The 14,166-nt window shown below is 73.5% G+C and carries 11 protein-coding genes; 6 read left to right on the top strand and 5 right to left on the bottom strand.

What is annotated here, in order from left to right; all coding sequences use genetic code 11:
* Positions 1 to 7: 7 nt before the first annotated feature.
* Complete coding sequence (locus WMF24_RS43495) at positions 8 to 796, top strand: hypothetical protein (protein ID WP_437733369.1); 789 nt, start codon at positions 8 to 10, stop codon at positions 794 to 796.
* A 354-nt stretch (positions 797 to 1,150) separates the two neighbouring features.
* Here the strand turns inward: WMF24_RS43495 and WMF24_RS43490 are convergent, their stop codons facing one another.
* Together WMF24_RS43490 and WMF24_RS43485 are read right to left on the bottom strand one after the other, a co-directional pair.
* A complete protein-coding gene (locus tag WMF24_RS43490) occupies positions 1,151 to 2,347 on the bottom strand; it encodes a hypothetical protein (RefSeq protein WP_437733368.1) in 1,197 nt (398 codons plus the stop codon).
* A 14-nt stretch (positions 2,348 to 2,361) separates the two neighbouring features.
* Complete coding sequence (locus tag WMF24_RS43485) at positions 2,362 to 3,348, bottom strand: ArsA family ATPase (protein ID WP_437733367.1); 987 nt, start codon at positions 3,346 to 3,348, stop codon at positions 2,362 to 2,364.
* A 78-nt stretch (positions 3,349 to 3,426) separates the two neighbouring features.
* Here WMF24_RS43485 and WMF24_RS43480 point away from each other — a divergent pair, with 78 nt between their 5' ends.
* From WMF24_RS43480 to WMF24_RS43465, 4 genes are all read left to right on the top strand, one after another.
* The gene (locus tag WMF24_RS43480) at positions 3,427 to 4,194 is read left to right on the top strand and encodes a phosphoadenylyl-sulfate reductase (protein ID WP_437733366.1); all 768 of its coding nucleotides are present in this window, start codon (positions 3,427 to 3,429) and stop codon (positions 4,192 to 4,194) included.
* 52 nt (positions 4,195 to 4,246) lie between these two features.
* Positions 4,247 to 4,930 carry an HAD family hydrolase gene (locus tag WMF24_RS43475; RefSeq protein WP_437733365.1) on the top strand — a complete coding sequence of 228 codons (684 nt, stop codon included), beginning with the start codon at positions 4,247 to 4,249 and terminating at the stop codon, positions 4,928 to 4,930.
* Between the two features lie 75 nt (positions 4,931 to 5,005).
* The gene (locus WMF24_RS43470) at positions 5,006 to 6,586 is read left to right on the top strand and encodes a lactate racemase domain-containing protein (protein ID WP_437733364.1); all 1,581 of its coding nucleotides are present in this window, start codon (positions 5,006 to 5,008) and stop codon (positions 6,584 to 6,586) included.
* 28 nt (positions 6,587 to 6,614) lie between these two features.
* Positions 6,615 to 7,499 (top strand): 5'-3' exonuclease, encoded by an 885-nt coding sequence (locus WMF24_RS43465; protein WP_437733363.1) that lies wholly within the window; start codon positions 6,615 to 6,617, stop codon positions 7,497 to 7,499.
* 114 nt (positions 7,500 to 7,613) lie between these two features.
* Here the strand turns inward: WMF24_RS43465 and WMF24_RS43460 are convergent, their stop codons facing one another.
* Positions 7,614 to 9,413, bottom strand: a complete 1,800-nt coding sequence (locus WMF24_RS43460; RefSeq protein ID WP_437733362.1) for a DUF885 domain-containing protein — start codon at positions 9,411 to 9,413, stop codon at positions 7,614 to 7,616.
* A 228-nt stretch (positions 9,414 to 9,641) separates the two neighbouring features.
* On the bottom strand, positions 9,642 to 10,940 hold the full coding sequence (gene purB / locus WMF24_RS43455) for an adenylosuccinate lyase (protein ID WP_437733361.1): 1,299 nt from the start codon (positions 10,938 to 10,940) through the stop codon (positions 9,642 to 9,644).
* A 172-nt stretch (positions 10,941 to 11,112) separates the two neighbouring features.
* Here purB and WMF24_RS43450 point away from each other — a divergent pair, with 172 nt between their 5' ends.
* A complete protein-coding gene (locus WMF24_RS43450) occupies positions 11,113 to 12,006 on the top strand; it encodes a universal stress protein (protein WP_437733360.1) in 894 nt (297 codons plus the stop codon).
* Between the two features lie 48 nt (positions 12,007 to 12,054).
* Here the strand turns inward: WMF24_RS43450 and ggt are convergent, their stop codons facing one another.
* Complete coding sequence (gene ggt, locus WMF24_RS43445) at positions 12,055 to 13,950, bottom strand: gamma-glutamyltransferase (protein WP_437733359.1); 1,896 nt, start codon at positions 13,948 to 13,950, stop codon at positions 12,055 to 12,057.
* Positions 13,951 to 14,166: the final 216 nt, after the last annotated feature.

The raw sequence follows: 14,166 nt of genomic DNA, 5'->3' as shown, positions 1-14,166 counted from the left end.
ATCAGCCATGGACTATTCGAATTCAGTCCTCGAGGGCACGCCGGAGCGCGCGACAAAGCTCCTGATGGGGATAGGCGCCGTCGCCACGATTCGCACGTTGATGGCCGGAGCGGGCATGACCGACGACGATCTCCTGGAGGGCCGCACGCTCCTCCTCGACGTCCTCGCCGCCCCGCGCAAGACCGCCGGCGCGCCGGCCGACACCGACGACGCCAGGGCGCAGCGCGCCGCGACAGGGGAGCTCGACCAGTGGGACGAGCCCAACTACGCACGTCATGGCGCCGCGCTCCGCCGGCGATTCCCCGACGTGCACGATTACGTGTTCAAGGACCTCTCGCCCTCCACGGGCACCGCCGCGGTCCGCGGCGTGGCCACCTTCCTCGCGCGGCTCGACGCGCTCGAGAATGGCACCGATCCGGACCGCGCCGCGACGAAGCAGAGCGACAAGAAGGCCGTCGCATTCCTCGCCACCCGCGGGCTCGACAAGACAGAGCGCAAGCGCCTCAAGGGCCTTGTCGACGTGGCGCTCGGCCCGACATCGCCTCTGCCCGAGACGACCGATCTCCCCGAGGCCGCGCGGCGGCGCGAGGCGCTCGTCAAGCTGCGCGCCTGGTTCGACGAGTGGGCGACGACGGCCCGCGCCGTCGTCAAGAAGCGCAGCTACCTCATCCGCCTCGGCCTCGCGAACCGCAAGGCGCCCCAGCGCAAGCCCGCGACAGCGCCGGCCACCCCGGCCAGGCCCACGGCCACGCCGCCCAGGCCGGTCGAAGAGGCCGCCGTCGTCGATTTTGAGTAATCCAGCACACGCTTCAGGGCCTGCGGGGCGCTCCGGAAGCTTCCCGCGCACGCCCGAGACCTTCGCGCGCCGTCTTGAAGCTTCGCGCACGCGCCGAAAGCTTCCCGCGCGCTCCGGAGCACGAGATTTCGCGTACTTGGCGGCGTCCGCCCCGCCCCCGGCGCCGTCCGGCGCGCGCCGGGGGTCGAAATTCCCGGGAAATTCGACCTTCCGACCCGCGCGCGAAGCTTCAGGACCGCGCGCGAAGCTTCAGGACCGCGCTCCGGGAGCTTCCCGCGCGCACGGGAAGGCTCCGCGCTCGGTGACGAGCCCCCTCGCGAGCATGACGGGAGCCCTCCGCCCCCCGCTCCTCCCTCACCTCCACGAGCTCGGCGGCTCCGGCTCGCGCAGCGCGATCAGCGCCGGCGACAGCTGAACCGGGTAGCGCGCCGGCGCGCGAAGGTGCGCGACCGCGTGCGGGAGCAGCGCGCGCGCGGCCACCGAGCGCTCGCGCCCGACGCCCGGCGGCTCCGGCGCCTCCAGGGCGCGGCCGCCGCGCATCACGGCGCGCGCGAGCGGCGCGAGCCGCGCGGCCCCGAGCGCGCGCGGCGTCAGCATCCGCTCGTGCGCCAGGTGGATCACGTCGGTCACCGCGCGCCCCGCCTCGTCGTGGTAGCGCGCCACCATCTTGCGCCCCGCGATCACGTCGCCGCGGCCGCTCGCGCCCTGCCGCAGCGCCCACGCGCCCGACTCCTCGAGCGCCACGAGCTCGTAGCGCGCCGCGGGCAGCCCCTCGGCGGGCTCCGCCAGCCCCGAGGCGACCCAGCCGCCGGCCGTCGTGCCCACGCGCCGCGCCTCCAGGAGCAGGGCCTCCTCGTCGTGGCCGCCGAGGTCGATCACCCGGTCGGCGTACCAGGGCCAGCTCCCCTCGAGCGGCGACGGCGGCGGCGCGAGCTCGCCGAGGTCGATCCCCGCCTCGCCGCGGAACGGGATGCCGAGCGCCGCGGCCGCGAGCGCGCTCGTCGTCGCCGACGCGCCGCCCACGTGCATCGCGCGCGCGAGCGCCAGCGCCTCGTCGGCGAACGGCACGCGCGCCGACGACCCGTCGACGACGGCGCCGCCGTCCGACGCGATGAGCAGCCGCGCGACGCGCGTCGCCGCCGCCGTGCCCCGGCGGAGCGCCGGCACGAGCAGCGCGCCGACGAGCAGCGCCTCGACGAACGGCCCCTCCACCGTCGCGACCGGCGCGCCGGGGAAGGCGATCGTGCCGTCGGGCATCGCGTCGATGTCGACCGAGATCGCCGCGCCGGCGAGCCGCTCGACGAGCGCGTCGCTCAGGCCGCACGCCGCGCGCGCCGCGTAGACCTCCGCCGCGTGGAGGCGCCCGTCGCCGAGCGCGAGCGCGTCGAGCGCCGCCTCGACGCCGGCGACGACGAGGAACCCCGTGTGGGGCGGCGCCGCCGTGAAGGAGAGCTCGAAGCTCGCGCGCCGCTCGGCCACGCCCGCGCGCACGAGGCGATCGGCGTCGAGCAGCGCGCGTCCGTCGCAGAGCAGCGGGCTCGCTCGCACCATCGCCGCCGGCTCGCTCAGAGGCGCTCGGCCAGCATCCGCGTGCCGGCGACCGTCGAGGCCTCGTCGAAGAGGAACGGCAGGATCACGGTCGGCAGGTCGAGCTCGCGGCGCAGGCGGGCCAGGCTCTCGTGCTGCACCGACTCGCGCATCGACCGCCGCGCGCCCGCCACGACGGCGCTCTCGACGGTGTGCGCGGCGCGCGTCGGCGCCCCGATGTCGAGGCGCCGCGGGTCGGCGAGCAGCGCACGGCGCTCCTCGGGCGAGAACAGCGGCGGCAGCATGCCGTTGATGATCAGCCGGTGGACGGGCAGCCCGAGCTCGCCCCGGACCTCCGCGACGAGCTCGACGGTCTCGGTCGCCGGCATCTCCTCGGGCAGGGTCACGACGACGACCCCGCTGCGCGCCGGGTCCCTGAACATCGCCCACGCCGCCTCGGCGTCCCGGCGCAGGATGCCCGGCGGCGCCACGTCGAGGATCACCTTGGGCACGCGCAGCATGTCCACGCCGTGCCCCGTGGCGGGGGCGTCGAGCAGCACGACGTCGAAGCGGTTCGAGCCGTCCTCGAGCAGCTCGGTCGTGTGGAACCACGCCTTGCCGAGCATCGCCCACTCGTAGAGCCCGGGCACCGCGCGGAAGAAGGTGCGCGTGTACTTGTTGTCGAAGACGAGATCGGCCGCGGCGCGCACCTTGAGGACCATCTCGCCGTACTCCCGGAGCGCCTTGTCCGGAGAGATGTTCACCGCCCACACCCGGTCGGCCACGTGGGTGACCTCCTGGCCGATCGGCTTCGTGCCGAGGATGGCCGACAGGCGCTCCTTCGTGTTGCACATGGCCACGAGGACGCGCTTGCCGCGGGCGGCGAACGCGAGGGCGAGCGCGCCGGAGATCGTCGTCTTGCCGACGCCGCCCTTGCCGGTCACGAAGAGGAAGCGCCGGCGCTCGAGCTCCGGGAGCTCCTGGCCGAGTCCGCCGGCTTGCGAGGCTTTGTTGGCGCTGCTCATTCCGCGAAGGCGGAGTTAGGCGCAAGCTCCGGCGAAGGCAACCCGGATCAAGGAAGCGGCCTCTGCTATGCATCGCGTATGCGCATCACCGAGCGACACCTCGAACCGCTGAACCGACGCTTCCAGGGCGCGCCGCCCATCGAGCTCCTCCGCTTCGTCCGCGAGTCCTTCGGCCCCCGCGCCGCCATCCTGAGCAGCATGCAGCGCGCCGGGACGGCGCTCTGCCACATGGCCGACCGCGCCGGGCTCTCGTTCGACGTCGTGTTCGTCGACACCGGCGTGCTCCACGCCGAGACGCTCGCCACGCGCGACGAGCTCGAGCGGACCCACCCGAACCTGCGCGTCGTCACGCTCTCGCCCGAGCGCAGCTTCATGCAGCAGACGCGCGACGAGGGGCTGCTCTACCTCTCGAAGGAGGGCCAGGAGCGGTGCTGCGATCTGCGCAAGTCGGCGCCGCTGAGCGGGATCCGCGGCCGCTACGACGCCTTCGTCGCGGCGCTGCGGCGCGGCGAGGGCGGCGCCCGCGCGAAGGTCGCGCCGTTCGGCCTCGACCCCGCGAACAACGCGATCCGCGTCCACCCCTTCGCCTCGCTGAGCGGCGAGGAGCTCGACGCCTACTTCGCGGCACACCCGGACGCGATCGAGAACCCCCTTCACGCGATGGGCTTCCGCACCATCGGCTGCTTCCCGTGCACGACGCCCGTGCTGCCCGACGAGCCGGAGCGCGCCGGGCGCTGGCGCCACCTGGCGAGCGTCGAGTACTGCGGCATCAACCCGGTCGACCGGGGCGACGGCGACGGCGGCATCGACCTCGACGACCGCTACGAGCGCCTCTTCGCGGCGTGACATTTCGCCTGCGAACCCCGGTTCGCGCCAGCTCGATCTTGACTCAAACGGCATGCAGGGAGATTTGCCCCACATGCCGGCGAGCTACTTCGACGTAGACGGCACCCTGGTCACGACGAACCTCGTGCACCCGACGGTGTTCTACATGCTGAACCAGCCAACGCCGATGCACAGCCTCGCGAAGCTCGGCCGCGCCCTCGTCAAGGCGCCGTGGATGGCGATGGCGGAGCTGCAGGATCGGCGCCTCTTCAACGAGCTGCTCTTCAGCTCCTTCGACGGCGTCTCCGAGGATCGCCTGGTGGCGCTCGCGGAGGAGGCGTTCGCGAAGGTGCTGAAGCCGGCGATCTACGCCAAGGCGCGGGACCTCGTGAAGTGCAGCCTCGACAAGGGGCACGACGTCATCCTGATCTCCGGCGCGCTGGATTTCCTGATGCAGCTGCTCGCCGATCACCTCGGCGCGACGGGCATCATCGCCAACCGGCTCGAGGTGAAGGACGGGTTCGCGACCGGCAAGCTGCTGCGCCCCGTGGTGGCCGGGCCCGAGAAGGCGCGGCTCATCCGGGAGCACGCCCACGCGTACGGGCACAACCTCGACGAGTGCTTCGCTTACTCGGACAGCTACTCGGACGTCCCGATGCTCTCGGTCGTCGGCTACCCGGCGGCGGTGAACCCGGACCGCAAGCTCAAGCTGCTCGCGCAGGCCTACCACTGGCCGATCCTCGATCTCGCCGCATGACCCGGGCCCCCGCCGCGCGGCGGCGGGGAGCCACGCCACAGCCCAACACGCCGCACCACCTGCTCTGAAAGTCCCATGAGCCATCCTTGCGTCGTCACGCTAGACAGCCGCAGCGCCCCCCGGGTGCTCTTCTCAGGCGACCAGCTCGTCGAGGTCGACCTGCCCACCGGCACGCGCGTGCTCTACCCGAAGCCGCCGCTCGAGCCGCTGAAGGACGTCGACGCCGCGATCCGCTACGCGATCAACCACCCGTACAACTCGGAGCCGCTCTACGCGAAGCTCCGCCCCGGGATGAAGGTGACGATCGCCGTCGACGACATCTCGCTGCCGCTGCCGCCGATGCGGCGCCCCGACATCCGCGAGCGCGTGCTCACCATCGTGCTCGACCTCCTGTCCGACTACGGCGTCGACGACGTCGAGATCATCATCGCGACGAGCGTGCACCGGCGGATGAAGGACTGGGAGGTCCGCCACATCGTCGGCGACAGGATCTTCAACGCCTACTGGCCGAAGAGGCTCTACAACCACGACGCCGAGAACCTCGCCAACATGAAGCACATCGGCACGACCGACGTGGGCGAGGAGGTCGAGCTGAACAAGCGCGCGGTCGACAGCGACCTCGTGATCTACGTGAACCTGAACCTCGTCCCGATGGACGGCGGGCACAAGTCGGTCACCGTCGGCCTGTGCGGCTACCGGAGCCTGCGCGCGCACCACACCCCGCGGGTGATGCGCGACTGCTACTCGTACATGGACCCGAAGAGCTCGGCGCTCCACACGAGCGTCGAGCGCATGGGGCGGCTGGTCAACAAGAAGCTCAACGTCTTCACGATCGAGACGACGATCAACAACCGCATGTTCGATCGGCCGCTCGAGTTCCTCGCGAAGAACGAGGACGACCTGAGCGGGGGCGAGAAGAGCGCGCTGCGCGCCCTGCGCTTCACGCTGTCCAAGCTGCCGCAGCCCGCGCGCCAGGCGATCTTCCAGCGCGTCCCCTCGCCGTACGGCGTGACGGGGGTGTTCGCCGGCGAGACCGAGGCCGTCCACGAGCACACGCTGAAGCGCAGCTTCGACCAGTACCTCGTCCCGGTCACGGGCCAGGCGGACATCCTGATCACGGGCATCCCGTTCATCAGCCCGTACAACGTGAACTCGTTCCTGAACCCGCTGCTCGTGCAGGTGATGGCGAACGGCTACCTGTTCAACCTCTACCGGGGCGCGCCGATGCTCAAGAAGGGGGGGACGATGATCATCCTCCACCCCTGCACCGACCTGTTCGACAACGAGCACCACGCCCCGTACATCGAGTTCGTGCACCGGCTCCTGCCCGAGACGCGCGACGCGATGGAGCTGCACAAGCGGTACGAGAAGAAGTTCGCGCAGAACCCTGCCTACATCGAGATGTACCGCTTCGGCCACGCGTACCACCCGACGCACCCGTTCTTCATGTGGTACTGGGGCGAGGCGGGCCGTCAGCACATCGGCCGGATGATCGTCGTCGGCGCCGACAACGAGTACATCCCGCAGCTCCTCGGCTGGGAGACGGCGCGCACGATGGACGAGGCGCTCCGGATGGCGAAGCAGTCGGCCCCGCCCGCGCCCGAGATCATGGCCCTGCACGCCCCGCCGATCTTCATGGCCGACATGACGGCGTAGCGGGCGCGCGGCGCGCGGGAGGAGCCACATGCGGCTGCACCTCATCGACGGCACCTACGAGCTGTTCCGCGCGCACTTCTCGAAGCGGCCGGAGCACCGCGCGCCGGGCGGCTGGGACGCGAAGGCGACGGTGGGGGTCGTCGCCTCGCTGCTCGCGCTGCTGCACCACCCGGACGAGGAGGTCACGCACCTCGCTGTCGCCTTCGACAACCCGATCCGCTCGTTCAGGAACGACCTGTTCGCCGGCTACAAGAGCGACGAGGGGATGGATCCGGCGCTGCGCGGCCAGTTCGACCCGGTCGAGGAGGCGGTGCGCGCGCTCGGGGTCGTCGTCTGGTCGATGGACGCCTTCGAGGCGGACGACGCGCTCGCGACGGCGGCGGCGCGGTTCCAGGGCGAGGTGGAGCAGGTGCGCATCCTGAGCCCGGACAAGGACTTCGGGCAGTGCCTCGCGGGCGATCGCGTCGTGCAGGTCGACCGCCGCAAGGAGCGCGTGATCGACGAGGCGGCGCTGCGCGCGGCGCGGGGCGTGGCCCCGGCGAGCATCCCGGACTACCTGGCGCTGACCGGCGACGACGCCGACGGCATCCCGGGGCTGGCGGGCATCGGCGACCGGACGGCGGCCGCGCTGCTCGGCGCCTACGGGCACCTGGAGCGGATCCCGGACGACCCGGGGGCGTGGACGGTGCCGGTGCGCGGCGCCGACCGGATCGCGCGCGCGCTTGTCGAGCAGCGGCAGGAGGCGCTCCTCTACAGGACGCTGGCGACGCTCCGCACCGACGTGCCGCTCGCGGAGCGCCTCGACGACCTGCGCTTCGGCGGCGTGCCGCGCGGCCGCTTCGAGGCGTGGTGCGACGCGCTCGACGCGCGCACGCTGAAGGCGCGCCCGACGCGCTGGGCCCCGGAGGGGTGAGCGGGAGCGAGGAGCGCGGCCGAACGGCCGTCATCGAGGAGCGCGGCGGAAAAGCCGTCACCGCCGAGCGTGGCCGAAAGGCAGTGAGCGAGGAGCGCGGCCGAAAGGCCTTCGTCAGGGCTCTTTCTTTTCTGGTTCCCTGAGCTCCGCGAGCACGCGCTCGCGGAGGAGCGGCACCGGCGGCGAGCCGTGCGAGAGGAGCGCGTCGTGGAAGCGGCGGAGCGAGAACGCGGGGCCCATCGCCGCCTTCGCCTCCTCGCGGAGCTTCAGGATCTGGAGCTTGCCGAGCGTGTAGGCGAAGTAGCCGGGGTCGAACGTCGCGCGCGCCGCCTGTTCCCGCGCCGTCGCGCGGTCCTGGAAGCAGTCGTCGACGAAGCGGCGCTCCGCCGCGTCGAGGCCCATGCCCTCCGTGTGCACCCCGAGCGAGACGACGACGCGGCAGTTGCGCAGCAGCGCGTCGGCGAGCTGGCCGAGCCGGCTCTGGGGGTCCTCCTTGCCGAAGCCCTCCTCGATCATCATCTGCTCGGCGTAGTGGGCCCAGCCCTCGACGAACGAGTAGCTCCCGAACATCTTCTGCACGGCCGTCGGCGCGCGGTTCTCCCAGAGGCCCTGGACGAAGTGCCCCGGGTAGACCTCGTGCACGGTCGTCGAGAGCAGCGTCCCGCGCGGCATCACGTACTCCTCCTGCTCCTTCCTTGGCCAGGAGGGGTCGGGCTTCGTGATGTAGTAGAACGCCTCGAGCCCCTCCCGCTCGAACGGCCCCGGCGCGTCGAGGAAGGCGGAGTTCCAGCGCATGTACGGCGGCGTCTCCTTCACGACGGCCCGCTCGTCGGACGGGAGGCTCACGATGCCCCTGTCGACGATGAACCTGCGCGACGCCTCCATCACCCGCGTCGCCTCGGCGAGCAGCAGCTCCGCCTTCGGCCGGGAGGCCTTCACCTTCTTCGCGAGCGCCTCGTAGGCCGCCTTGTTCGCCGCGAGGTCGTCCTCGCCCATCTTCTTGAGCTCGGCGAGCGGCGTCGAGAGCCCCTCCTGCGCGAGCAGGAGCTTCTTGTACCGCGCCTCCCCGAGCACGTGGCTCGCGTCGCCCTTCGGCAGCTCGACGGTCGCCAGGTGCTCGGCGAGCCTGTCCGCCGCGGCGGCGAGCGCGGCGTTCGTCCGCTGGAAGTCCGCCTGGAACGCGGCGTCGCCGACACCCTGGAGCAGCTTGACCACGTCGCCGCGCAGGTACTCGGCGTAGCCGCGGAAGATCTTCACGGCCACCTCGATCACCGGCCTCGGCATCGGGCTCACGAGGTTCTCGAGGACGCGCGGCACCTGCGCCAGCGCCGCCTTCTCGTGCTCGAGGAGGCGCCTCGCGCGTTCGGGCAGCGGCGCGTAGGCGCGGTCGAGGTAGTCGTTCACGCCGAACAGCTCGCCGTAGAACTGCGGCCGCCGGCGCCAGTCCTCGACGTCCCTGCCGCTCCACAGCCGGAGGTCGATCTGCTGGAGGAGGATCGCGCGGTCGAGCGCCTCGTCCGGCGAGAGCGCCGCCGGGTCGACGGCCGCGAGGGCCGCGCGATCGCGCTCGAGGCGCGCGAGCCGCCGCTCGATCGCCGCGGCGGAGTGATCGCCGACCTTGCCGTCGTGCTCGTGCAGCCCGCGCGAGCGCGCGAACGCCGGCTCGTCCGCGACCCACTCGCGAACGATCCGGTCGCGCAGCGCGGCGAACGGCTCCCGCGGCGCCTCGGCGGGCGCGGCGCTCGACGCGACGGCCGTGGGCGCCGCGGGCGTCGGGGCCGCGCCCGCGGGCTGCGGCGGCGCCGGGGCGCTCCCGCTGCAGGCAGCGAGCGCCACGAGCGGCGAGAGCGCCGGCAGGAGGCGCGGGAGCGAGCGGCGGAGGCGGCGCAGATTGGAGCGACGGGCGGCGGCCATGACGGGCCGGAGCCTCTCAGAGCGCCCGATGCAGATCAACGGCGTCCGCCAGTCGCGGAGCGCGCGATGCGTCCGCGACAACAACGATCACGTTGATCGAGCGAGAAGTGAACCGCCAAGGCGCCGAGGACGCCAAGAAGGAGAATGTATCTTGGCGTCCTTGGCGCCTTGGCGCCTTGGCGGTTCGAAGTTCTGCGCGCTTCAGGCGGGTTCAACCCGTCTGTTGCTCTAATCGCGCAGCGCGCGATCGATGATCGCGTCGACGTGCGACAGCGCGTGATCCAGATCGAAGCACCGCGCGATCTCGTCCGGGCTGAGCAGCGCGGCGACGTCCGCGTCGGCGGCGAGGTTGTCGCGGAAGCGGCCCTCGCCCGCGATGGCGCGCATCGCGCAGCGCTGCACGAGCTCGTAGGCCGCCTGGCGCGGCCTGCCCTTCTGGACGAGCGACAGCAGCACCGCCTCGCTGAAGAAGAGCTCGCCCGTGCGGTCGAGGTTCTGCCGCAGCCGCTCGGGGTAGACGACGAGCCCGTCGACGAGCCCGGCGGCGCGGTCGAGCATGAAGCCGAGCGTCGAGGTCGCGTCGGGCGCGATCATCCGCTCGACCGACGAGTGCGAGATGTCGCGCTCGTGCCACAGCGGCACGTTCTCGAGCGCGGGGATGACGGCGGCACGCACGATGCGCGCGAGGCCGCACAGGTTCTCGCTGAGGATCGGGTTGCGCTTGTGGGGCATCGCGCTCGAGCCCTTCTGGCCGACGGAGAAGCGCTCCTCCGCCTCCCCGACCTCGGTGCGCTGCCAGTGCCGCACGTTCGTCGCGAGCCGCTCGATGCCCGCGGCGATGAGCGAGAGCGCGGCGAAGAACTCGGCGTGGCGGTCGCGCGCGACGACCTGCGTCGAGACCGTCTCGGGGCGCAGCCCGAGGGCGGTGAGCGCGCGCTCCTCGATGCGCGGCGACAGGTGCGCGTACGTCCCGACGGCGCCGGCGATCTTGCCGACCGCGATCGCCTGGCGCGCGGCCGCGAGGCGCGCCCGGCCGCGCTTCATCTCGGCGAGGTGGCCGGCGAGCGCCAGGCCGAACGTGATCGGCTCGGCCGCGATGCCGTGGCTCCTGCCGATCATCGGGGTGCGGCGGTGCTCGTCCGCGCGCCGCGCGAGCGCGTCGCAGAGCTTGTCGAGCCGCGTCGAGAGCAGGTCGGCCGCGCGGACGAGCAGCATGGCGAGGCTCGTGTCGAGCACGTCGCTCGAGGTCATCCCGCGGTGCAGCCACCGCGCCCCCTCGCCCGCCAGCTCCTCGACGTGGGTGAGGAAGGCGATGACGTCGTGCTTGACCGTGCGCTCGATCGCGTCGATCCGCGCGGGATCGAGCGAGAGCTGCTTCGCCCGGATGCCCTCCGCGATGCCGGCGGGCACGAGCCCTTCGGCCTCCATCGCCTCGCAGGCGGCGAGCTCCACCTCTAGCCAGGTCTTGAATCGGGTGGCGGGCGACCAGAGCTCTTCGAATTCGGGCGGGGTGTAGCGGGGAATCATGGGCGGGACGCTGCGAAGGTCTGGAGGGTGCGTCAAGGATGGAGTGGCCCGGGGCGGCCCCGGACGGCTCGCGCTGTCCGCCTGCGCGCGGTTCGCCTGCGCGCGGTTCGCCTGCGCGCGCCGTGCGCGACGCGCCTTGCGGGCGCGCGGCGTGTTGCGAACGTTGCGCGCGATGTCGACCGAAGCAACGGCGCCCGCGCGCGCCGAGGAGGGCGGCGCGCTCGCCCGGCCGCCGCACGCGGCGGGCGGGGCGATGCCCGACGAGACGAGCGAGCCGACCGGCGGCGGCAAGGCGCCGCACGGTCCCCCGGGCGAGCCCGGGCGCGGCGCGCCTCCGGGACGCGGCGGCGGCGAGGCCGTCCCGGCGCGCGATGTCCCTGGCAGCGAGCCGATCCCGGCGACGGAGCGGGTCCCCTCAGGCGAGCCCGCTCCCGTGAACAGGCGCGCCCCGGCGGGCGAGCCCGCTCCCGTGAACAGGCGCGCCCCGGCGGGCGAGCCCGCTCCCGTGAGCAGGCGCGCCCCGGCGGGCGAGCCCGCTCCCGTGAGCGAACGCGCCCCGGCGAGCGAGACGGCCCGCTCGAGCGTGCGCGGCGGGCGCCGGGTGAAGCCGTACATCGTCGTTGTCGCGATGGACCTGTCGGAGCCGGGCGGGCGGGCGTGGCGCTTCGCGTTCGAGCTGGCGGCGCTCCGGGGCGAGACGGAGATCCACGCGGTGGTCGTCGGCCCGCGGCAGGTCGCCCCCGCGGTGCGCGACGTGACGACGCCCGGCGCTTCCTCGCCGCCCTCGCTCCGGGTGCTCCAGCACCGCTTCGCGGACGGCCAGCCGCGGCTCATGGCGATGCACTTCCGCACCGGCCGGCCCGACCGGGCCATCGTCTCGCTCGCCCGCGAGCTCAGCGCCGATCTCATCGTCGTGGCCACGCACCCGCAGTCGTCTTTCCAGCGGCTCTTCGGCGGCTCGACCGCCGACCGGATCGCGCGGAACGCGCCCTGCCCGGTCGTCGTCGTGCGCCCCAAGGAGGACGACGACGCGGACGCGGCCGAGTACGACCCCAGGCTGCGGTGACGCCGCCGCGCGGGGCGCCGCCCGCGCGTGGGGCGCCGCCCGCGCAGCCTACCGCGCGCTCGAAGCCTCCGCCGCGGCGGCCTGCGCCGCCGCGGCGGGCTTTCCGGGCGCGCTGACGCCCTCGGCCGTGCCCCCCTCGCGCGTGTCGGCGTAGCCCCACGCAACGCCGGCGGCGTCGACGAGGATGTTGTTCGCGTCCCCGATCGGCATCGGATCCAGCACGAGGGCGTGCCCGCGCCGCGCGAGGTCGTCGAGGGCGGCCTGCGGCGGGGGCGTCAGCCGCTCGACGCGCACCCGGTCCGGCAGCCACTGGTGGTGGACGCGCGCGCGGCGCACCGCCTCGTCGATCGTCATGCCGTGATCGACGAGGTTGCGGAGCACCTGCGCGACGGTGTTCGGGATCGTGTCGCCGCCCGGCGAGCCGAGGACGAGCGCTATCTTGTCGTCCCGGCTCACGAGGGTCGGCGTCATCGAGCTCGCCATGCGCTTGCCGGGCGCGACAGCGTTGATGCCCGTCTCCGAGAACGCGCCCAGCGCGTTGCCGAGCAGCACGCCCGTGCCGGGGATCACGATCTTCGCGCCGAAGCTCGCCGACTGCGTCGTCGTGCACGCGACCGCGTTGCCCTGCGCGTCGATCACCGAGAAGTGCGTCGTCTCCGGGGACTCCGGCGCGATGGCGCCCGCGACCGGCGCGATGTCGGCCGCCGGCGTGGCGCGCTCCGGATCGATGGCCGGCGCGCGGCGCATCAGGTAACCGCCGTCGAGGAGCGTCGCCAGGAGCTGCGACGTCTCCGGACCGACGAAATCGGGATCCGCGCTCACCTGGCGCCGGTCGGCGTACGCCCGCTTCGCCGCCTCGACGAACAGGTGCAGCGACAGCCCCGAGTCGACAGGCGCCTCGTGCGCCTTGATCCGCTCCAGCGTGAGCAGGATCTCCGCCAGCGCGACGCCGCCCATCGAGGGCGGAGGCATCGTGTCGACCGTGAAGCCGCGGTAGGAGAACCGGAGCGGCGCGCGCCACTTCGCCTTGTAGGCGCGCAGGTCGCTCTCGGTGATGTGCCCGCCGCGCTCGCGCATCGCGGCGGCGATCTTCGCGGCGATCGCGCCCTCGTAGAACGCGCGCGGCCCCTCCGCGGCGATCGTCTCCAGGGTGCGGGCGAGATCGAGCTGGCGCACGAGCGCGCCCTGCGCGAGCGGCGCCTTGCCGCGCCCCCAGATCGCGCTCGCGGCCCTGTCGGCGCTCAGCCGGGGCCACGACCAGCGCAGCGTGAGCGCCTGCCGCGCGCCGAGGCGGTGCCCCTTGCGCGCGAGCTCGATCGCCGGGGCCAGGAGCTCGGCGAACGGCCGGGTGCCGAACCGCTCGTGCGCCAGGGCGAGGCCGGCGACCGAGCCCGGGACGCCGGCGGACGCGTACCCGTACCCGCCCGCGCGCACCATGGCCATGATCGACGCGGTGGTCACCGACGCTGGCGCGGCCTCGCGGAAGTCGACGGCCTGCGTCTCGCCGCTCGCGAGGCGGATCATCATGAAGCCGCCGCCGCCGATGTTGCCCGCGCCCGGGTGGGTCACCGCCAGCGCGAACGCCACAGCGACCGCGGCGTCGATCGCGTTGCCGCCGCGCCGGAGCACGTCCGCGCCCGCGCGCGTCGCGTTCTCCTCGACCGAGGTCACGAGCCCGGCCTCCCCGCGCACCGCCCGCGCGCCGCCCGAGGCGAGCGCGATCGGCGGCTCCGGCGGCAGCGGCTCCGGCGGCGCGGGGGCCGCCGCGGGCGGCGCTTTCGGCGCGCCCGCGGCCTTCGGCGCCGCCGCGGCGCTGGCGAGCGCCGGCGCCGCGGCGGGCGCGGGGGCTGCCGCGGGCGGGGCGGGCGGCGTGCGCGCCTCGCAGCCGGCGAGCAGCGCGAGGGCGAGCGCCCAGCGCGGGCTCGAACGACGATGCAGGGTCATCAGGGTGGTCGCGAATCTACTACGGCGGCGGCCAGAGCCAGGCCGCGTCGCTGCGGCGCCATCGTTGAAGCGAAGCCGGGCCGCGCAGGGCTCCGTACAAAACCGGGCCGGCCGCGCAAGGCTCCGCACAAAACCAGGCCGGGCCGCGCAGGGCGACCCGGCCTGGGGATCGGTCCAGGGAGCGCCGGCGCGCGCCGTCAGGCGCGCCGCCCGCGG

The organism is Sorangium sp. So ce1335, assembly GCF_051521615.1.
Lineage (GTDB): Bacteria > Myxococcota_A > Polyangia > Polyangiales > Polyangiaceae > Sorangium.
The sequence above is the reverse complement of the archived record's forward strand: the minus strand, read 5'-3'. Positions and strand labels throughout refer to the sequence as shown.